The sequence below is a fragment of the Anaeromusa acidaminophila DSM 3853 genome (assembly GCF_000374545.1).
Lineage (GTDB): Bacteria > Bacillota > Negativicutes > Anaeromusales > Anaeromusaceae > Anaeromusa > Anaeromusa acidaminophila.
On sequence record NZ_KB894588.1, the window covers coordinates 103,209 to 124,476 of the forward strand.

16 protein-coding genes and 3 riboswitches are annotated in these 21,268 nt (G+C 51.4%); all 16 genes read right to left on the bottom strand.

Going from position 1 to position 21,268, the window contains the following annotated elements:
• Positions 1-4: 4 nt before the first annotated feature.
• Positions 5-892: an energy-coupling factor transporter transmembrane component T family protein gene (locus C508_RS0106760; RefSeq protein ID WP_018702784.1), complete on the bottom strand. Its 888-nt coding sequence runs from the start codon at positions 890-892 to the stop codon at positions 5-7.
• On the bottom strand, positions 822-2,522 hold the full coding sequence (locus tag C508_RS18010) for an ABC transporter ATP-binding protein (RefSeq protein WP_018702785.1): 1,701 nt from the start codon (positions 2,520-2,522) through the stop codon (positions 822-824). The genes C508_RS0106760 and C508_RS18010 overlap by 71 nt, the downstream gene beginning before the upstream one ends.
• A gap of 3 nt (positions 2,523-2,525) precedes the next feature.
• Entirely contained in the window at positions 2,526-4,184 is a 1,659-nt protein-coding gene (locus tag C508_RS0106770; protein ID WP_156817582.1) for a hypothetical protein, read from the bottom strand.
• Between the two features lie 13 nt (positions 4,185-4,197).
• A complete protein-coding gene (locus tag C508_RS0106775; RefSeq protein WP_018702787.1) occupies positions 4,198-6,201 on the bottom strand; it encodes a TonB-dependent receptor plug domain-containing protein in 2,004 nt (667 codons plus the stop codon).
• A gap of 65 nt (positions 6,202-6,266) precedes the next feature.
• Positions 6,267-8,207 (bottom strand): VWA domain-containing protein, encoded by a 1,941-nt coding sequence (locus C508_RS0106780; protein WP_018702788.1) that lies wholly within the window; start codon positions 8,205-8,207, stop codon positions 6,267-6,269.
• Positions 8,189-9,247 (bottom strand): magnesium chelatase ATPase subunit I, encoded by a 1,059-nt coding sequence (locus C508_RS0106785; protein WP_018702789.1) that lies wholly within the window; start codon positions 9,245-9,247, stop codon positions 8,189-8,191. The genes C508_RS0106780 and C508_RS0106785 overlap by 19 nt, the downstream gene beginning before the upstream one ends.
• Before the next feature lie 21 nt (positions 9,248-9,268).
• Complete coding sequence (locus C508_RS0106790; RefSeq protein ID WP_018702790.1) at positions 9,269-10,330, bottom strand: radical SAM/SPASM domain-containing protein; 1,062 nt, start codon at positions 10,328-10,330, stop codon at positions 9,269-9,271.
• Positions 10,323-14,018, bottom strand: coding sequence for a cobaltochelatase subunit CobN (cobN, locus tag C508_RS0106795; protein WP_018702791.1), 3,696 nt, complete (start codon positions 14,016-14,018; stop codon positions 10,323-10,325). The genes C508_RS0106790 and cobN overlap by 8 nt, the downstream gene beginning before the upstream one ends.
• A gap of 24 nt (positions 14,019-14,042) precedes the next feature.
• Positions 14,043-14,732, bottom strand: coding sequence for a nitrogenase component 1 (locus tag C508_RS0106800; protein WP_018702792.1), 690 nt, complete (start codon positions 14,730-14,732; stop codon positions 14,043-14,045).
• 23 nt (positions 14,733-14,755) lie between these two features.
• Complete coding sequence (locus tag C508_RS19410) at positions 14,756-15,457, bottom strand: energy transducer TonB (RefSeq protein ID WP_018702793.1); 702 nt, start codon at positions 15,455-15,457, stop codon at positions 14,756-14,758.
• Positions 15,454-15,870 carry an ExbD/TolR family protein gene (locus C508_RS0106810; RefSeq protein ID WP_018702794.1) on the bottom strand — a complete coding sequence of 139 codons (417 nt, stop codon included), beginning with the start codon at positions 15,868-15,870 and terminating at the stop codon, positions 15,454-15,456. The genes C508_RS19410 and C508_RS0106810 overlap by 4 nt, the downstream gene beginning before the upstream one ends.
• Positions 15,857-16,483: a MotA/TolQ/ExbB proton channel family protein gene (locus C508_RS18020; RefSeq protein WP_018702795.1), complete on the bottom strand. Its 627-nt coding sequence runs from the start codon at positions 16,481-16,483 to the stop codon at positions 15,857-15,859. The genes C508_RS0106810 and C508_RS18020 overlap by 14 nt, the downstream gene beginning before the upstream one ends.
• Before the next feature lie 160 nt (positions 16,484-16,643).
• A complete protein-coding gene (locus C508_RS18025) occupies positions 16,644-17,405 on the bottom strand; it encodes an adenosylcobinamide amidohydrolase (RefSeq protein ID WP_156817583.1) in 762 nt (253 codons plus the stop codon).
• 149 nt (positions 17,406-17,554) lie between these two features.
• A riboswitch (cobalamin riboswitch) is annotated at positions 17,555-17,736 on the bottom strand.
• Positions 17,737-17,761: 25 nt separating this feature from the next.
• The gene (locus C508_RS0106825; RefSeq protein WP_018702797.1) at positions 17,762-18,679 is read right to left on the bottom strand and encodes a sirohydrochlorin cobaltochelatase; all 918 of its coding nucleotides are present in this window, start codon (positions 18,677-18,679) and stop codon (positions 17,762-17,764) included.
• Positions 18,680-18,806: 127 nt separating this feature from the next.
• A riboswitch (cobalamin riboswitch) is annotated at positions 18,807-18,988 on the bottom strand.
• A 153-nt stretch (positions 18,989-19,141) separates the two neighbouring features.
• On the bottom strand, positions 19,142-20,107 hold the full coding sequence (locus tag C508_RS0106835) for a hypothetical protein (RefSeq protein WP_018702799.1): 966 nt from the start codon (positions 20,105-20,107) through the stop codon (positions 19,142-19,144).
• A 219-nt stretch (positions 20,108-20,326) separates the two neighbouring features.
• A riboswitch (cobalamin riboswitch) is annotated at positions 20,327-20,509 on the bottom strand.
• Between the two features lie 90 nt (positions 20,510-20,599).
• Complete coding sequence (locus C508_RS0106845) at positions 20,600-21,169, bottom strand: hypothetical protein (RefSeq protein ID WP_026319408.1); 570 nt, start codon at positions 21,167-21,169, stop codon at positions 20,600-20,602.
• Between the last annotated feature and the right edge of the window lie 99 nt (positions 21,170-21,268).

Genomic DNA, 21,268 nt, shown 5'->3' on the forward strand with positions numbered 1-21,268 from the left:
ACCGTTATAGCCATCCTTTCATACCATCATACAACGGCTGGCACCAGGAACCATAGTAAACCCCATAGAAAGCCAGCAAGGACAGTGTTTTGAAAGTAACCAACAGAACCATCAAAAAGAGCAGCAACAAGCAAAACCGCTTTTGCCATTTCGGAAGCGGCAGCGTTACCTTAAGACGCTGTTTGCGCCCGAAGCCCCGGCTTTCTGCCGAAGCAGCCAGCGTAGCCGCTCGCCGCAGGGTTCTCGCCAAAATCGGAAACAGCGTTTTTCTGGCTAACGGCACTATTTCATCAGGCCGCCACCAGCGCAGCACGCCTTCTCCCTGCAGCCGCTGCGCCGTTAAAACAATCGCCGTTTCCTGAAACAAAACCGGTAGAAAACGCAAGCCCGTTGTCAGCATAAACGAAAGCTCATAAGGAAGCTTCCAGGCCATTAAACTGCGTAAAAGGCTGCGGGAATCTGAAGTCCAAACCAAAAGCAGCCCTGCCGCCATCATGCTGCCGGACCGCAACGCTTGCACAGCGCCATATTCAAGGCCTTCCCGATATACAAACACGCCTCCCGTAAGGGCGCCAACAAGTGGAGTCAAGGGCGGCACAAGGCAGGCTAAAATGGTGCGCGGTTCTTGATTGTAAAACAAAGCTTGGCTCATCATCGTCCCCCACATGCCCAAAAGGACAAAGAGAGATAAAAGCTTCCACCTTTCTAAGGACATGCGTCCCATTCCGTGAAGACATAGAATAAAAGAAAACAAGCAAAACAAAGATTTGCCGCTTTCCACAACAATCACAAAAAGAGCGCAGCAGCCTAAGAAACAGAGTTTAACTCTGGCATCTAGCCGGTGCAGCAGCGTTTGCCCTGGCGTCGCTTCCCATATTTGACTGTCGTACATGCGCCACCACCTCCTCTACCGTTACATGCTTGCCGCCATACAATTCCTGCGCCAAAAGCAGCGCCGCCGGAGCACGCAGACCGGCAGACGCAATCAGAGGCTGACTAAAAACAACAGCAGGCGTACCATCTAAAAACACTTTTCCTTCGTTCAGCACCACTACGCGCTGCGCAAAACAAGAGGCCGCTTCCGTGTCATGGGTACATAAAATAACCGTACCGCCGCCGGCCGCATACTCTTGCAGCAGGGAAACAATATCCCGAATATGGGCAATATCCTGCCCGGTTGTTGGCTCATCCAAAAGCAGCACTGCCGGTTCACGCCCCAGCACCGCCGCCAGAGCTACCCGCAGACGCTGCCCTTTGCTCAAAGCCAAAGGAAATTCTTCTTCCAGCCCCGTTAAGCCCAGTCGTTCAAGCAGTCGCTGCTGCCATGGCGAAAGCTTCCCGGAAGCTCCCCCAACTTCCGCTCGTACCGTTTCTTCGAGTAGCATAAAATCCGGATTTTGCAGTACCATCCCTACAATTCCTTCGCCTACTCGCGGCGCTTTGCGTTGAACCAGAATTTCTCCCTCAGCGGGAGCCTGCAAACCGGCTATCAGGTGCAACAGCGTCGACTTTCCCGCTCCATTACAGCCCATAAGCGCCACAAACTCACCCTTTTCAATTTGCAGATTCAAATCCTGCAATACCAAGCTTTGACGACGGCCATAACGGTAAGAAAGAGCTTTGGCTTCTACTACAGGAAAAGGCTCTATTGCCGCAGACGCTGGCTGCAGCAATGTCTCACCCCCAGCTTTCATAAGGTATGCTTCTTGAATGCATCGCACCGCTTCTTCTACTTCCAGTACAGCCGGAACGCCTAAACTGCGGCAAACATCCACCGTTTGGGGCAAGCGCAGCCCATAGCGGTCAAAGCGTTCCGCCTCCATCAGCGCTTCCTCCCTAGTGCCTTGCCAAACGATTCTTCCCTCTTGCATCATGTCAATATGAGTACATAAGGGCAAGGCTTCATGTAGACGATGTTCCACCAACACCATCGCTGTATTGCGGCGGCGCAAAAGCGCCTGTAGCACCTCCAGCAGCTCCGTCGCTCCCTGAGGGTCAAGCTGACTGATTGGCTCATCCAAGGCCAAAATTTGCGGCTGCGCCGCCATTACGGAAGCCACAGCCAAACGCTGCTTTTGACCACCGGACAAAGCATGTACGCTGCGCTTTTCTAGTCCCTCCAACCCCACTTGAAGCAATGCTTTTGACGCTTCTAAAGCCGCCGCCTCAAAACCAACGCCCAGGTTTTCCAGGAAAAATGCCGCTTCTTCCTGTACTGACGAAGAAATCAGCTGATCATCAGGAGACTGAAACACCATGCCTACGAGCTGGCTTCGTTCGCCTACGCTCCATTCGCTTACCTCTTGTCCGTCCAAGAATACCTTGCCCTGCAGCCTGCCGCCGCTCTCTTGCGGCACAAGGCCATTAAGTACTTGGAGCAGCGTACTTTTGCCACAGCCGGTTTCTCCGGCTAACAGCAGCAGCTCCCCTGCGTGAACTTCCAGATTAATGTCCTCTAGGCTGGGCTTATTGCGCCGCGGGTAGGTATAAGTAACATGCTCTAAGCGAAGCAACGGCTTCATCTTTTAATCTCCTCCCACGCGAATCAAATTCCGTCCTAAACGAATACCGCTCCAAGCGCCAATCGCCGTATATAGCAACCCATTTACGCCTACCAGCAGCGCAATATACCATTCAGCATAAAACAAGCGGTACAAAAGGCACATGGCCTGCAAACTCACATACGTCGCCGCGCCATCGGCTACAGCGCAGGCAACAGCAATTTCTACCGCCTTTCTAGCTTGGAAAGACGCCCCGCCTTTCACTTGCTCCAGATAGCGATACAGTCCGGCGCCGTAAAAGAAGGCTTCCAGCAAGAGCGCATGCATGCCAAAAGATAGAAAGCTGATAGGCGACATCTGGCCAAACGCCAACATGCCTAAAAGCATCCGCACCAATAGCGCCAGCGCCAAAACGCCTGGTCTTGGGATTAGAGCCGCCAAGGCCACCAGCAGCATATACAAGACAATACCGGAAAACAAACCGGTTACCAAGAAAGAAAAAGGTCCCAGCAATACATGCAGTACTTCTCCAAACAAAATAGTAGGCACGCTGACCACCGCAAAAGCGGCCGCTCCAAAAAGAGCCACCGTCGCCAGCCAGCGCGTTTTCATCGACGCCAGCAAGGGACGAAGACGAAAAGCGCCCCAAATAAAAGCCGCCATGACCAGCAACGCCGCGGCCAAAGTGACCCAGGCGGCTCTAACGTCCTGTTTCACCATTTCCACAGGTCCTCTCCACACGATGGTCTCACTGTCTGACATAGCAATCTGCGCCTGCAGCAAATACGCGCCATTGCGCAGCTTTCTTTCGTCTGCATAGATTGGCAGCAATAGGGTCTGATGCCCCGAACCGTCTAAGGCAATCATGGCGTGCAGTCCTTCTTCATCCCCTGCCATAGCGCCGCCTTCCTTCTCTTCGCCAGAGGTTCCCGGCGTAAAAAAGCCGGGCAGGGGATTGCCTGTGTGAACATCCGCCAGTTGCAGCGTAACAAGCCCCAGACCTTGACCCCCCCGAGGATTGGAGATCGTCAGCGCTGCATGAGTCACAGGATGAATGGCTTCCACTTCCTGATTGGACGCGCCTTTTCCTTGCAATAAATTTTTCCAATAATCCCATTCCCGATCCCGAAGAACAACGGCGCGGGATTTCTTGCGCGCATCCCGGTGTCCATCCCGATCTAACGGCAAATTCACATCGGTTATTTCTAACGAAGCCCCTGCTCCCTCGCCGGAAGCAATCGCAATCTGCCTGGACAGCCTATTCCCGTCCGCCTCCAGGTAAATTGCGGCCGGTCCCTGCGGCGCGTCAGGCGCTGCCTTTACTCCCAGCCAGAAGAATTTTTGATCAAAGCCCTCTTCCAGAGGAACTTCCGTGCGCCAGACATTTCCCTGCTGCTGCCATGGCCCCGCCCATTCGTCAGGCTGTAAAAACGGCGGCAGCTCTACTTGTAATAAAGTCGCCGCCTTCGGGCTTTCACGATTTTCCACAGACACCAGTAAATAGGCGCGTTCCCCTGGCTGCAAGGTTTCCTTCGCTTTTCCCGCTCCCAGCACATAGGGAAATTGGCAGTTCAAGCGCACTTGCGCCTGAACTGCCATTGTACTGAAAGCAAATAAAAACAGACCTGTTAAAATACCTATACTAAGCCTCGTTCTGCATCGTTCCCATTTACATTTCATCATTCACCTATTCATATTAGAAAGTAGCCGTCAATCCCAGACGGAATAAGCGTTCCGGCATATAGTAAGCGCTGCTGTTCGTCGTAACATCGCGCCGATTGAGCAAATTATCCACATCAAAGGTCAGGGTACGGTTTTCTTTTAATTTATAGCCTACATGAAGAGAAACAGGAATCATCGCACTGCGATCCAAGCCGTCATTATCGACACGATCGCCATAATACATAGCGCTCAAATCCGCCGTCCAAGGACCGCTCATATAGTGTAATGCGCCATTAAAGGTCATGCGCCCCAGCGTCCTGGTCCAAGCGCTGCCATCGCTTTCCTGCTGTTCCGGATTACCAAAACTGCTTCCCAAAGAATAACTCCAATGCTTACTCAATTTATGATCATAGCTAGCTTCGATACCGCTATTACGGAACTTTGAGACATTTTGCGCTACATAATAGGTAGAGCCCCCTGAAACTATTTTTTTCCAAGTGATTTGATCGTCAACTTCCAAGTGAAACGCCGCAACTTTCCACTTTACATCGCCTTTTTCATATTTATAGCCGACTTCCTGATTAAGTCCTGTTTCTGGTTTTAAATCCGGATTGGAAATAAAATTGTCGCTGCTAGTTTTATATAAGGCGGTAAAATTAGGCATCCTGAAGGATTTGCTGGCATCTAAATACAGTGAGCGATTTTCATCTAAGCGGTGTAAAAACTGAAGTTGCGGCGAAAGAGCGTCAAAACGTTGTCCTTCTCCTGTTTTAACAACATCCTCGCGGGCGCCGATAATCAGGCGGTTTTTCCTGCCCATTTCTTTATCCCATTGCATATACAGCGCGTAATGATTACGGTCATGCGGCCCGTTGGTATAGGGCGCTTTTAACGTTCTAGCCGCTTTATTGCCAGATAAGGTTTGCCCAAAATCATTGTACGATTCCCGTTGCACCGTCGTTCCTGCAAGCCAGGTTGCGCCCCCTGCCTGCCAGGTTTTTTGCGTGTCGATGCCATATACGGTATTCGTGGTATCTGTCCAATCATGTTTATTCGCTAAAGCCGGTTCGGTGCCTCGCTGATCCACATGTTGACGATTAAAGTACGCCTTGCTGCTCCAGCCGTTCTTGTCATACGCCAACTGCAGGCGATGCGATTCATCAATATAGTCGCTGGAACGCAGTAACGAATCATCGCCAACTTTTTTATACATCACCGAATAGTCATCTTTCCCATAGGAGTAATTAGCGGAAAAATGATCATCAAATTTATAATGCCAGTTTACATTGTTTTTGGTAGCGTCTCCAAATGCAGTGTAATAGCTGCCGCCGGTAGTCCCATAGGTAGCATTAGCCTTGGGATCTGTCATCACACCGCTTTCATTGGTTTTGCCGAAGGAAACATTAAAGCTCGATTTACCGGCTTGCAACGATACGCTGTGGCTTTGACCGTCATTACCGCCGGAAACAGTAACGCTGTTTTGCACTTTTTCGCGCGTAATAATATTAATAATGCCCCCAAGCGCCTCACTGCCATAAAGAACGGAGCCGCCGCCCTTAAGCACCTCTACGCGCTCCACCTGTTCAACCGGAATGCTCTCTAAGTGGTAATACCCATTCATGTTAATGGGAACGCCGTTCATCATAACCAAGGTGCCGCTTTCTACGCCGCGAATAATGATTTTACTAGTCATATTTCCCCAAGACTGCCCATGAGGCCCCATGGAGCTATAAATCAGTCCGGTGGAGTACTTCAAAGCATCCGCCAAATTTGTCGCTCCAGTGGCTTTAAGCTGCTCCCGACTGTAGCTGCTGACATCGGCTGGCGTTTCGAGGTTTTTGGACTTATAACGCAAAGCCGTTACGGTTACCTCTTCCAAGGCAAACTCCTCGGTCTCCGCCGCAGTTTTCGCCTCCGAACCCGGTTTAGACGCTTCCGCCGCCCAGCCCGACTGCGCCGCACTGCCCACCAACAGCGAACTCAGCAGTAAACACGCCCACAAACGCTTCTTATGTCTTGCCAAATTTTCTTTTCTCACTACACACAACTCCTCTATGTACTTCTTATTATGTTTTACGCAGCCTTCGCAGCGTTATCTATAGCTCACCTTGCGCCGCCGGCTTCGCGCTGCGTCCGCCAGCTGCGAAGTATGCGCACTAAGCCGTCGCTTTCGATGGAACGCAGCGGGCGATAGGTTCCCTGCAGCCGCAAAGCGATTTCTTTGGCAATACCCATGCGGACAAAATCCTCTTCCGTATCAATCACCAAAGCGGGAATGTCCTGATTTCCCAGTTTTTCCGCAGCGTCCCGCGCTTCTTGCACAGGGTCTGCGCCGCCGCTGTTAGCGCGCCCGTCTGTAACCAAAACAATAACAGGCCTGGATTCTTTTTCCCGCAAACGCAAACACTCAATCTCCCGGGCCGTTGTCTCCAGCGCCGCAGCTAATGGCGTACGGCCTCCTGTAGGCAGCTGCTGCAAGCATTTTCGCGCTAAATCCAAACTGCGGGTTACTGGCAAAAGCATTTCCGCCTCATGGCGGCGAAAGGCGACAAGAGCAACACGGTCCCGTTTTTGATAGGCATCCTGTAAGAATGATAAAATCGCCCCTTTGACCGCCGCCATTCTCTTTTTTGCCCCCATAGATCCGCTGGCGTCGACCACAAAAAAGAAAACGCCTCCCACGCGTGTTTCCCGCACCTTTTGGCGTAAATCCTCCGTTTTTATCACCAGCTTTACGCCTTGAGACGCTCTTTTTTTCTGCCAAGGCGCAGCCGCACGCAAGGTTGCGTCAAAAGCCAGATCGCTGACCTTGCCGTTAGGAAAAATGGCCCGCACATACCGTCCCTGCTTCAAGGAGGAACGAGTACGGCTGCGCTTGCCATTACCAGCCCGTTCGCGGCGATCCATGGTCTCTTCCAATTTCATCTGCATTAAACCCTTTAGCAATGGCAGATCCACTTTTTCCTGAGAGGTCGGCTCCGAGTCCGGCTCCGGTGGTTTATCCTGTTCCTTTTGCTCATTTTCCGGCGTTTCTTCCTCCGGCGGCTTTTCGTTTTCTGCCGGCTTGTCTGCATCCGTTTCCGGATCTTGCGGCAATTCCGGCGGTTTTTCCTGCTCGCTTTGCTCGTTTTCCGGCGGTTCTTCCTCCTGCTGCGAATCCCCCTGGTTTTCTTCCGACATAGGCGGTTCTTGCTGCTGCCGCACTCGATGCGGCAATACGTAGAGAGCCGCTTTTTCCATGTCTTTAGGCAGTACGTATAAACGCTCATCTAATGCAGCGGCGCTCTTAGCCGCTTCCAGTAAAAACAACTCACCCCGATGTCCTGCGCAATGTCCTTGCGAGCACCACGCCGCCGCCAATTCCATCATTGCCGCGGAAACTTCGACCTGACACACGCATTCTCTAGCTTGCAATATTTTATCTCGCAAGTGTCTTTCCTCAGCTTCCCACGTCTTAGCTACTTGCTCCGGTTCCCGCTCCCAGCGCAGCACTTGTTTGACGATTTGCGCGCGCAAAGGGGCCTCCTTTTCCGCACTTATGGATACCATAAGTCCAAAACGATCCAAAAGAGCGTCAGGCAAGGTTCCTTCTTCCGGATTCATCGTACCTACCACACAAAACGAAGTTTTACTCACCTGGGACAAGCCTTCACGCTCAATACGCACACAACCGGACAATGCGGCGTCCAGCAGCGGACCAATCACTTCGCTGCGCAGTAAATTCACTTCATCTACATACAGCACACATCCGTCCGCTTCCGTTAACAAGCCTTTTTGCAGCCGTTCTTTCCCCGTCTCCAAGGCTGTTTCCCAATCAAGGCTGCCAAAAAGTCGGTCCTCCGTAATATGTAAGGGCAGCGTACGCAAGCCTAGTTCCGGGGCCAAAATTCCTAAAGAGCGAACCAAGGTCGATTTTGCGCTGCCCTTATCCCCGGAAAGCAAAATCCCTCCGGCTGAGGGATTGACCACAGCTAAAAGCAGCGCTTCTTTAGCCTGTTCTTGACCCACAATGGCCGAAAAAGGCATTACTCCGCCGCTGCGCATGTTCCATTCTCCTCTGCTGCGCCAAACAGTTCATCTAGTACCTGAACTGAAAGGCTCGCTTCTTCAAAAGGCCGCCGCCGCATGCGGTGCGGCAAAGCCAAAGACGCCGCGCGGCGCACATCCAGTAGCGTGGCTTCCTTACGCTCCTCCAGGGCCGCCAAGGTTAAAGCCGTTTTAATGACCGTAATATCCGCCCGATGTCCGTCCACGCCCAACTTTAAGGAAGCCTCGGCTACCCGCAAGAGCAATTCATCCTCAATCGCTACCTGGGGCAGCAGCTTCCTCGCGGCGGTAATTTTCCGCGCCAATTCCTCTTCCGCCGCCTCCCACGCGCCGCGAAATTCTCTTGGCCCCGCTTCGTAAGCCATGCGCCGTTTAATGACCTCCACCCGAGAAGAAGCTTCATTTTCGCCAGCCACTTCCACAGACAGCGCAAAACGGTCCAATAACTGCGGGCGAATATCCCCCTCTTCCGGGTTCATCGTACCAACCAGCACAAACCGGGCCGGATGCGAATAAGAAACGCCTTCGCGTTCTACCGTATTGACGCCCATCGCCGCGGCGTCCAGCAAAACATCCACTACATGATCATCAAGCAAATTGATTTCATCAACATACAAAATATTGCGATTGGCTTCCGCCAAAATGCCGGGTTCAAATTTCTTTTCCCCTTCTTTAATGGCATACTCCATATCCAAGGTCCCCACTACCCGGTCTTCCGTAGCGCTCACAGGCAGTTCCACGACGCGCATAAAGCCCGAAACGCCGCTAAGGGCGCCGTTTTTCGCCAGCTTGGCGGCACAAGCCTCACATAAGCGCCCCGCATCCGTCGGGTCGCAATGAAAGGGACAGCCAGCCGCCATCTCAACAGCCGGCAAGAGCGCCGCCAAGGCCCGTACGGCCGTTGACTTTGCAGTTCCCTTTTCCCCTTTAACCAATACGCCCCCTAATGCCGGATTCACCACATTTAAAAGCAGAGCCAGCTTCATGTCCTCCTGCCCGACAATAGCGCTAAAAGGATATACTTGGGTTCGTTTCATAGTTAACTCCTCCATCTATCTCTATTGCTTATGCTCTTGCAGCCACCAGCGCGCCGCCGTGCGTTTCAACGCACATTCCCCTTCAACGTTCTGCGGCGCTCCTTGCGCATCGTACCATCTGGAAAAACAGCCGCCGCCGCAATGCGGCAGCCATTGGCAGTTGCGACACATAGCCATACCGTCGCAAACTCGTTCCGCCGCGCGCTTGCGTAAAAGCGGCTCCGGTCCTTCCTCTACGCGCCCCAGGTAAAAATGCACATCCCCTGACAACGACGCGCAAGCGTATAGCGAGCCGTCTGCAGCCACATACAAGGCTGCGCCAGTCATCGCATGACAGTGTCCAAAGCAGGCTAGCTTGCGTTGCTGCAATTTATCGACTCTGGCGACTTGGGCCATCTCCAGAGCCCCCCCGTTAGCCTTGCGCCAAAACTCATTTCTCTCCAGCGCCTGCCAAAAGCCCTGTTCCACTTGCGCCGCTTGCGGCGCTTGCACCTGATCGCCTCTGCCTCTTGGACGCAGCAGATCAAAGCCTAACGAGCGCGCGCACCCGAAGTAGCACGCCATATCAACAGTCTCCGACAGCTTAAGAACATTTTCCGCCGTAACCACACAAGTAACTCCTGCGCCGCATTTTTCTTCCGCCAAATTCTTCATACCCAAAGCCACGGATTGCATAGTTCCTTTGCCGTCCGGAAAGAAGCGCATTTGATCGTGAACCGCAGGCCTGCCGTCCACACTAACCCCCACGCCGACTCCGTATTGACGCAGCTGTTTCGCTAGTTCCGCCGTAAGAAGCGAGCCATTTGTCTGCATCTGCAGCACAGCCGGCCATTTTCGTTCCCGAATCCAGGCCGCCGTCTTGAGCAGCGCCTCCGCCGCCAGCAGCGGCTCTCCTCCTGTAAACTGCACTAAAAATGGCTCTTGTGATTCTTGTGATGCCGCTACGGAGGCTACCGCCTGCATAGCGACCGCCAGCGGCATGGACAACGGCTTTTTTCCGGCGGCATAACAGTAGCGGCAGGCAAAATTACATTGCCCTGTCAATTCCAAAATCAAAACGCGGCAGCCTTGCCAGCTATGCATCGCTTCGTTCCTCCAGGTCTCCTTCAATATCCAACTGCAACCGGCGCAGCTGCTGCAGCATGGCTTCGTCTGCCTGCCACAACTGCCGCTGTGACGCTTCCAAGAGTTTCTCCGTAATGCGCTCCAACGCCCACGGATTGACTTCTTTCATCCACTCCTGCATAGTCGCGTCAAGAGCATATTTTTCCGCCAAAGTTTGATACATCCAGTCTTCCATGACCGCGCTGGTGGCATCCCAGCCCAAGCAGCGAGAAACCAAGCCGGCTAAATCCGCTGCGCCTTTATAACCGTGATGTTTCATACCTTCAATAAATTTAGGATTCGCCATCTCGCCGCGAAAAAGACGTTTGACTTCTTCCTGGAGCGACCGCACCTTTACTTGACCTCGATCCGAGCTGTCGCCGCAATAAGAGCGGGGAGCTTCCCCTTTCAGCGAGCGCACAGCGGCAATCATGCCTCCATGATAAGAATTAAAATCATCCGAATTGAACATATTTACTTCCCGGTTGTCCTCATTTTTCACGGTTACGTCCAGCGTCTGCAAGCGCTGCGCAAACAAGGCAGGCACGAAATCCCCCTGCGTTTTTGCGCCATAAGCATGGGCGCCCCAGCGCACATAGGCTTTCGCTAAATCGTCTACCGACTCCCAGTTGCGCTCTTCAATGACGCTTCCCACACCGGCGCCATAGGCGCCCGGCGGACAGCCAAAAATACGAAAGCTCGCCTGACGCCAAGCGTCACTTGGCGCAGCACCGTTTACCGCCAGCTGCGCGGCATCCTGCTGCACATGCTTGCGCACATAGTTATCCTCGGCGTCTTCTTCCAAGGCAGCCACCATGGAAACGGCTTCATCCATCCATTGAACCACTACCGGCATGGCATCTCGAAACATGCCGCTGATGCGGGCGGTTACGTCCAGGCGCGGACGTTTCAATTCCGCCAGCGGGATCACTTCCAAGGCAATGACCCGCTGACTTCCTTTTTGCCAAACCGGCCGCACTCCTAAAAAGTAAAGAAATTCCGCAATGCATTGCCCTCGGCTGCGCATATTGGCGCCGCTCCAAAAAATCATGCCAATATTTTCCGGATACCGCCCTTCTTCCGCAATGTAACGGGCAATCACGCCATCACCTAGTTGGCAGCCCAGCTCCCACGCCGCCGAGGAGGGCAGCAGCTTTGGATCGACGCCATAAAAATTGCGCCCTGTGGGCAGTACGTCAGTCATACCGCTGGTAGGCGATCCAGCAGGGCCCGGCTCTACATAACAGCCGGATAAAGCGTCCAGCAAATGGCCCATTTCCTGACTTGTCGCCTGCAATGCCGGAACCAGCACTTCGCAAATATGCTCCGCTAACCTTGCCAGCTGTTCCCGCAGCGAAGCATCACAATCACCAATACTAGCCACCGCGCTTCGCCGCGCCCCTTCATTAAAATTCCCGGCTTGCAAAATGTCGATAAAGCGCCTGGCCGCTTCTTCCACTTCATCCAAAATCCGCCCCTGCGTTTGCAGGCCGTCTGGCGTCAGCACGCCGCTTGCCGCCAGCAAAGCCTCATACTCATAGCCGCGGATGTTAGCCAGCAGTTTCGGCAAAGAAGGCTGCTCCGCCTGCTCGACGCGAGTCAGCGCCAGCAAGTAGCCAAGAAGAGTCTCCTGCTGCGGCGCCTGCCCGAGTATATGCAACCCTGTACGAATGGACATGTTTTTAATTTCTGAAATATAGGCGTGCAGCTTTAAAGCATAAGCTGAAAAGTCCGCCTCCGGCGGCACTTCCTTTTCCAAGGATGCAGTCGACGCTTTTTCCCGAATTCGTCTAGCCGCCACCTCCGCCTGTTCCGGTTGAAAGGTTAAGAAATGCTGGTACTCTTCGAGCATTTTTTCTAATTCTTCCAGTTCTTCATACGCTTCCGCCCTAGCCATGGGCGGCGGCAAATGCCCGATTAGGCAGGCGGCGCTGCGCCGTTTAGCCTGTACGCCTTCGCCAATAACCGTAATCAAGTACGGATATACGTTCGGCAAGTCCGCCAATGCCAAATCCGGATAGCACGCTTCGCTCAGTCCCGCGCCCTTGCCTGGCAGCCATTCCAACGAGCCATGAGTGCCAATATGTACCACCGCATCCGCTTGAAAATCCTCTTTCAGCCAGCGATAAAAGGCCAAGTAATGATAGGTGGGCGCACAATCCGGCGAATGATACAGTTTCCCCGGATCTCCCTCAAAGCCTCGCGGCGGCTGAACCATAACCACCACATTACCCAGGCGTAAACCAGGCACCAGCAAGCCTTCTTCATAACAAAAGGCTTCTCCCGGAGCCTCGCCCCAGCTTTCCTTCATATGCGTCCGCACTTTTGGGGGCCACTGTTTCGCCCATTCTTGAACCCGTTTTGACTCAACCCAGCCCAAAGCAGTCTTCTTTTGTTTGTCTGTCAAAAAACGCCCGTCATTGGTCGCCTGGGCCAGCATAGCTTTCAGCAGCTCCGCCCCATTCACGGGCAGTTCGCCAACTAGATAGCCAGTTGCCTCCATTCTCTCCAGCAGCCGCTGTACGCTTGCGGGAGAATCAAGGCCTTCCGCCGTACCAATATTGAAATTACGGGGCGGATAATTATGAAAAATGATAGCAATTTTCTTTTCGCTATTCTTCTTCTGGCGCAGCCTAGCCCATTTTGCCGCCCTAGCGGCCATAGCCTTGCAGCGTTCTGCGATCGGTTCAAAATGACTTGCCCCGTCTTCAGTTTGATTTTTCGCCGCCAGAGGCGCTCCATGAATCACACCGTCAAACTCTGGAAGCACAACACAACAAGAAAGTTCTACTGGGTTTAGACCGGTTACGCTTGTCTCCCAGCTCTCCTCCGTTTGCAGCAAAGTAACGCCTTGTAAAATTGGCACATTTAACTTCTGTAAAAACAAAGGGTCCACAGGACGACCAACGGTAAGGGAAAACTTGAAGCAATTAATAACAACATCCACTAGGCAGCGACCTGATGCATCAAAGAAAAAGCGCCGCACCGCCTCGTCTACGCCTGGCGCCCCTAAAGCCTCATTCTTGGCCCAATGGCTAAAAATCGGAATGACCTGCAGCCCCTGCGCCTCCAGCTCTCGAATCAAGCTTTCCTGATGCCGCAAATCGCGCCAAACCCACTCATCGCGTGGAAACAAGACGCCCGCAGTTAAAGATTTTTCCGACCAGCATTGTTGCTTAAACGCAAAAAAATCCTCCGCTTCCCCCTGGTACGCAGGATGAAAAATTCCTTGCCACGGCTGCTGACGAGGTTGCTCCCAAAATACTTTTTCTTGAACAAACAACGCAGCCAACCACTGCCAAAAATTTATATAGTTTTGCACGCCCCCAAAAGAAAGATACTGCCTCGCCTGCAATTGCCTTGCCGCATTAAAGCCCTGCGCTTCGCCTTTTACTTCCGGATTCGCTGGCAGCATCACAAAGGGCTTCTGCGCCCGTCGCAAATAGGCTATTGTTTTTTCTAAAAAAGACCACTCTTTTCCATGGCCCATCCATGAGCACACCAAACATGCGCACTGATCTAAGGTATGCTGCCATGCCGCTGTCCAAAGTGCATCTTCCTGAAGCCCTACAACTTGACCTGCTGCAGATATGTTACACTGTCGCAGCGCCTGCTGCATTTGCTGCTGTTGCCGCTCAATATTACTAATAAAAACAATCGACTTCATTTCTTGCTCCTTACTTACTATGCACTACGAGGCAAAGCCTGTCTTTTTTCGCTGCACCATCAGTCCATCTGCAATAATCGCCGCCTGCCTAGTAAGACCTTCTTTCAAAGGCAGATTCAACCAGGGAATACCGTACTCCCTCTCTAAATACCGCGCTAATGCGCCCCCAAGTTCTTCATGTCCCACTACATTTAGCTGTACCCGGGTCGAACTTGCAATATCCGCTAGTGTCGCTTTACACCCGGGCGCTGCCCGAACCGAAACCCCTATTTTCATCAATGCATCACTCAATTCAGCAAACTGCTCTACATCTTGCTGGCAGCTCACACTATAACCAAGTACGGCAATTTGATTCGGAAAAATTTCACGCCGTTCTTGCAGAGGCAAGGTCTGGAATAAAGCGGCCGCCGCACTGCGATAGCCGCGCGCAAACAATTCCGGCGAGCCATTGCCATTCTTCCGCAGCAATTGGTAACTATGCAATGTCCTCACTGCTACGCGAGGCAATAACTCGTCAGAAGCCAGCATTACCGCTTCCTCTCGGCGCACCCCATCCAGTCCCTGCCTTTCCAGCAACCCGCAAGCGTAGAAATAACACCAGAGTGATTGCATGCGTGCAGCTCCTACATCGGATATGCTCGCAAAAAATGCGCTAGCCCCTTGCCATAGCGCCTCATTTTTCCGCATAAGCCAATCCGCTTTTCCTACACGCATAGGAATCGCCGCCTCTCTCCGTATTATCCTCTCAATCGAAAGCTAACTGACAATGTCGTCCGGCAACGCACCGCGCCGCCGCCCTCCTGTCGTGCCGGCACAAATTGCCATTGCCTAACCGCGTCCAATGCCGCTTCATCCATTTCTCCATATCCCGAAGAAGACACCACGTTCGCATCGCCTACGCTTCCGTCTTCTAAGACCAGCATGCGCACCGCTACACGTCCTTCAATACGCTGCTGCCGCAGAGTTTCCGGATAGGCAGGCTCCGTCTGCCGTAAGATGCGCGGCGGTAATACTCTAGCGGAAGCAGGTACTGTCCCGCCACTACCGCCAGCACCAGTTCCTGCGCTTTGTCCATCCGACGGGCTGCCTCCCTCTAACGAACCTCCGCCAGCTGCAGCGCCCTCACTGACAGGGCCAGCCGCAACTGCGTTTCCCATAGCCTGAGGCGCCGCTTGGACATTGGTCGGCGCCGCTGCAACAGCGCTAACGGCGGCCTGGGTTTGCTGCTGTCTAGCAGCCGGTGCGCTTGGCGGCGCTATCGCCGGCATAGCCGCTGCTGCACCATTTACAGGCAAAGGCGCAGCGGTTAAGGAAAGCTCCAAATACTCTTCTGCGGCTTGCGCTGGCCAAGAAAAAACGCCGACATATCCTAGCACTAGCAGGACCACAAGATGCGCGCCCGCCGAAATTGCCAGCGCTTTTTTTGAACTTTTACTCATGGCTGCGCAGCTCCCGCTTCTGTTGCCACGCTAAGACGCTGCACTCCGGCAGCTTTCAAGGCATCCATAACAGCCACTACCCGTCCATACTCCACACGTTTATCAGCGCGCAAAACAAAAAAAGCTTCCTGCTGCCTGGATATTTCCAACCGAATTCGCTTCCCTAAAAGCGGCAGAGGCACATTTTCCTCATCTACATATGTCTGCCCTTCAGCCGTTACCGTAACGGCCACCTGCTTTTTCAAATCCGCCTGCGCCGCTTGCGCCGCTGGCAACTGCACAGGCAGCGTTTTCTGCTCTACCATATATAAGGTGCTCAGCATGAAGAAGACCAAGAGAAAGAAAATAATGTCAATCATAGGAATAATCATCAGCCGTGGCTGACGCGATACCCTCCATTCACGCAGTTTCACGGCTGCGCCTCCCTGTAGCAACATTGGAACCCGTCAAAAGGGCAGCACCGCATTCTTCCATGTCTCCCGCTAAGCGTTCTAAACGTTGGCAAAGCCAGGAATGACACAACAACGCCAAAACCGCTACGCAAAGCCCTGTTGCTGTCGCCACCAACGCTTCCCCAACGCCGCCAGTAATAGCCTGCATTTGTCCTGTTTTGACAGCCAACACCTGAAAGGACTGAATCATCCCCACCACGGTTCCCAAAAGGCCCAGGAGCGGCGCTAATGTGACAATGGTCTCCAAATAGCTTAAGTGTTCCCGAAACCGTCCCATTACCGTCGCCGCCGCATTCTCAAACATTTGCAACTGCACCGACGCCTCTAAGCCACGCCAGCTATATGCATCCTGCAGCAGCTTAGAAAAGGCTCCCGCCGTTGCCGGCGGTTCAATCCATCGGCCCTCTTGCAGCGAACTCAAAAATTCCGCCTTCCCGCCTCGAAAACTCTCCGCCTCTTTATAGTTCCAATGCCGCTCCAAAGTCACTGCCACCACCAAAATCGAGCAAAAAATCAACGGATACATAACCACGCCACCCGCTTGAAATAACTGCCAGATCCGCTCTAAATCCATCTTTCAAACTCCTTTCACGATCACTTCCGCTTTATACGGTTTATTCTCAATTGGCCGCAGCCTGTCTTTGAAAAAGAAAGCCCCTACCCCTGGGGCCGCCGTTAAATAACGGCTTATAGTGAGCAATGAAATATCTATCCTAAAATTCCTCCTAGGAACTTCAAGATCGTAAAGAATGAGTCTTTCTTGCAAATCTCGGTGCAATCTCTTGCAAGCCTTCTTCTTTAAACAAGGCGTCCTTTACACCGGATTTTACTGCATCCGCCAACATTTCCCCTAGTTTCGATTGCGTACCGACATCCTTGCATACCAATCCTTCTAAATGGCTTACAAGAATTACCCCATCCGTGCCGGTGCCAGTTGCCTGAAGCAAACTATGAGGGCTGTATACCCTTAAATCCTGCAAGGCTGCGGTTTTCGCTTCCGTAGCTGTAATCAGGGCTTTCGCTAAAGCTCCCGGGGATAAGTTTGCTTCTATAAGCAGCATGATATTGATAGTTCCTGAAATAGGAACGTATTTTCCATGATGTTCCCAGTAAAGCGCATCATCCCCGGCTCGGGCGGCATTATGCTTCACCCCAGCCGTCACAATGGCTTCCACTGTAATTCCTTCATAAAAACGTCGTTGGTAGGACATGAATTCCATATGGGCTGTCGTTAAAAGACCGCTTGTTTCATCTTTTTCTAAACCTTCCCTCATAGCAATAGCTGCTAAGTATCCTTCTAAGCCGCCGCCAGGCAGTGCCGCCTCACTTTCAACATAAAAAGTCAAGCGATGATTAAATATTGCCGATACCTCGCGAATCCCGCCGTTGTACGGAGAGGTACTTAAAGCAATGCGTCGCTGTGAAAAACGGCAAATCAGCAAATCTTCCTTAATCTGCAAAACACCTCCTGCAGAAAGCAGGCGAGTTTGCTCCATATAAATCCAACCTTTCTGCCAGCCAGGCGCTAGCGCCAATAAAAATAGACTACCCCGTCTACAATAGACGGGATAGTCTGAATTGCCAAACAATGCTTACTTTGCTAAAGCACGCCTGCCAAATCCCCTCCCCATCGTTCGTAGGTCAAATGGTGATTGTCAAACAGGCAGTTCTCCTGGCTCTGGATCTTTGCTCATTCAAACCTTCCCAAGGCTTTCGCCCCAGTGGCATTTCTTGAATTCGCTCCCCATTACAGTGGCGGGACCGCGCCGGTATTGCACCGGACTTCCCTATTAAGCCCTTACGGGCACCTGTTCCGCTTCTTTATTGAGTTTTCTTAACACTCTATCTGACATTAGTGTTGCGGCTGATACAAGCCTCGAATTGCATCACGAACATGATTCACATAAATAGAACGATACGCCGCATTTTCTCCTAGCCCTTTCAGAACCGTTTCTACTTGGAAACCTTCTTTTTGCAGACGGTTTTTCCAAGAATCCGGCTCACTGCCAGCCATATCATTATTTGCATGATCGCCAGCCACCAGCATAAACGGCATCAAGGTCACCTTCTGAATTTGGTTCTTTTTCAGTTCCGCCAACGCATCCTCAAAGTTAGGATGGTCAGTTTCTTCCACTACTCCCATATAAGCTTTATTGCCTCTCTCTTGCAAAATGCTCTGCATTTTTGCATAGGCCGGATTCGGCTGATGCGGCGAACCATGGCCCATGAAGAGAACCGCTTCCCCGTTTCCTAATTTAGGCATTTGTTTTTCAACCGCTGCGGCCAAAGCCTTGAAATCATCTGGCATGCCTTGCTGTCCGTCAAACATCAAAACTGGCCGTCCTACTGCAATGCTTGCAAAGGAATTATCAGCCCAAGCCTGACGATATGCATTCAGAATCTTCTTTTCATATTCCTCGCCCGGAGTCAGATGCAATGGCTGAATGACCACTTCTTGATAGCCTTCCGCCTTCAACTTTGCCAAGGCTTGCTCCAATGTATCCACTTGAATTTTTTCTTCCGCCGCCATCTTTGCAATTACTTTCCGAGCCGTAAAGGCGCGGCGCACTTCGTAATCTGGAAAAGCCGCCCGAATATCATTTTCCGCAGTTTCAATGCAAGCCTTGCGAGCATCTGGAAACGTAGTGCCGAAACTGGTAACTACAATGGCTTTTTTCGTTTGCGCGGCTGAAGCCCCTCCTCCAATACCAACCGAAAGCAAACATACGGCGCACATGGCGAACAGTCCTTTTTTCATCCACTTATTCATTCAATTCCACTCCTTATTCTTTTTCATACCTTTAGCTGTAACAATAAAATCCCAACGCCTACGCGTTGGGATTACATAGCAAACAGCCTTGTTGCCTGAATCTCCATCCCCATCCGTCGTAGGTATAGCGGTGATTGTCAAACAGGCAGTTCTCCTGGCTCTGGATCGTCGCTCGCCCAAACCTTCCCAAGGCTTTCGCCCCAGTGGCATTTCTTGGATTTGCTCCCCATTACAGTGGCGGGACCGCGCCGGTATTGCACCGAACTTCCCTATTAAGCCCTTGCGGGCACCTGTTCCATACATATTCAGTTGTTATTGTTAACTTTAGCAAAGGCTCTAACAAAAGTCAACCAAGTTGGCTTTTGCTTTTTCGGAAATTTAGGAATAGCGCAAAATTATTTCTTACTACTTCTCGCTCAGACTATAAAATCACTCGAAGCTTTTCTGTTTTGCTTTTCTTTTTTAAATACTATGAGTAAAAGCGGCTTCTAGCTTTGTGTTTTTCAAACCGCTATCCACTTCCTTTTGATCTTTATAGACCAATTCCAGTGAATTATCTTTGTTTAATTGATGTTTAACGCCATAATAAAAACCCTTGTTGTTGTTATCAAAATCGCTTTGTTTTCCCATATCGCCATTCGTTTCTACTTTAAACGCAGTAATATACATTGATGTTTTATCATCAAAGCCATAATTCCAAGTTACCGCATAGGCGCGATTGTCTTCGCTGCGATTGGACTGCGTATATTCTGCCGTCCAGGTATGCTTGCCTTGCTGATAATTTCCATCCAGCGCCCAATGGTTCGTATTTCCATTGACTCGATCTTGATATCGACCTAACGTCATCCCCCACTGCAACTGCTTGTTGGGATGAAAGCCAGTCCGAATCGCATAAATCCGGTTGTCTTCATCTCCGGCATTATCTTCTTGCACAAAGGCTGCGTTGATATCCAATCCCGCTGCTGCCCCATTTACAGTCACCCCGTCTACAAAAGCCCGTTTCCCAATATTGGACTCTGAGCGGCTGTAAAGAAGCGACATCGCGCCAATAGTCAAATCTTGACGCCCAAGTTTAAATGCCAACTCTCCTGCTTGTTTTATCACTCCAAACTGATCAAGGGTCATTACCGTTTTTTTATTTCCATATACCGCACTATCTGTATTGTAGTCCGCCAAGGTCGGATTCGTAGCATATTGCGCTCCCAAGCGAGTGAATACAGACCAGCCGCTCCCCAGCGCGGCTTCTCCTGTTAAGCGTAACGAGCTCATGGTACCAGAAGTATTTGCTTCTCCGGCCTTCGTATCTTTCTCATATTTTACCGTCACGTCGCCGCTGAATTTAACCCCAGTCTCCGCCTCCGCAGCAAATGCCGCTGAGGAAGCAGAAAATACAAGGCCCGTTATGGCCATAAGTACCGCTTTTTTCATTAAAATTCTTTCCTCCTTTTACTATTTTCTTAATCCTCTTTACTGTTTTTCTCTTCCTCCTTTTCATTTGAGTCCATAAAGAAAACCCTTTTGCAACAGCAAAAGGGCGTCGTTTCGCAGATAAATTTTACATAAAATAAAATAAGACTGACCTAGAATGGTCAGTCTTACTATGTAAAATCGTCTCACGAAATCCCCTTCCTGTCGCTCGCAGGTATAGCGGTGATTGTTGGTTAGGCAGTTCTCCTGGCTCTGGATCATCGCGGCTTCAAACCTTCCCGGAACCATTCTTCCAGTGGCATCTTTTGAAGCAACTCTCCCATTACAGTGGCGGGACCGCGCCGGCATTGCACCGGACTTCCCTATTAAGCCCTTGCGGGCACCTAAACCCTCTTTATGCGGTTTTCTTTACTAATTTAAATACTAGCAGTTTTGTTCTTTTTGTCAAGCCGTTTTTCATCGTACAGCCAACTTCTTCCGTCTGCGCATTTCTTATTTAGCGCCAATTCCTAATTGATCTTTGTATTTCCGCATGCCTTCAATGCAGCATTGCATAACCGTATTCGCCTCCAGATTCAACAGGGCAAAGCCTTTATTGATAACCTCCCGGTTGCATTTAGCGGCAAAGCTTTTATCCTTGAATTTTTTCTTTAGACTTTTCACTTCCATGTCCTCAATACCCATAGGACGCATCAAAGCGGCAGCCATAATAATGCCAGTCAGTTCATCTACAGTAAACAAGCTTTTTTCCAAATTGGTAAGAGGCTCGCATTCCTCTGTGCAAAGGCCATAGCCATGAGAAAGAATGGCCCTGATGTCGTCCTCTTCCACATCTTCGCCACTCAGAAGCTCCCGCACATGCTGGCAGTGCTCGTCCGGATATTTTTCATAGTCAACATCATGCAAATAGCCGATAGCCGCCCAATGAGCCGCATCCTCTTGAAAATACTCCCCCATGGCCTCCATCACCGCGCTCACAGCCTGAGCGTGCAATAGTAAGTGTTTTTCCGTAACATGTTTCTTTAAAATGCCTTGCGCTTTTTCCAAGGTTAACTTTTCCATTTCCGCCGCCTCCATACAACAATATCTTGCATTCTAGTTCTTCCTACGATTACAACATTCATTATACCTCGTCTCTAGCCTACATAAAAGCGGCGCGAC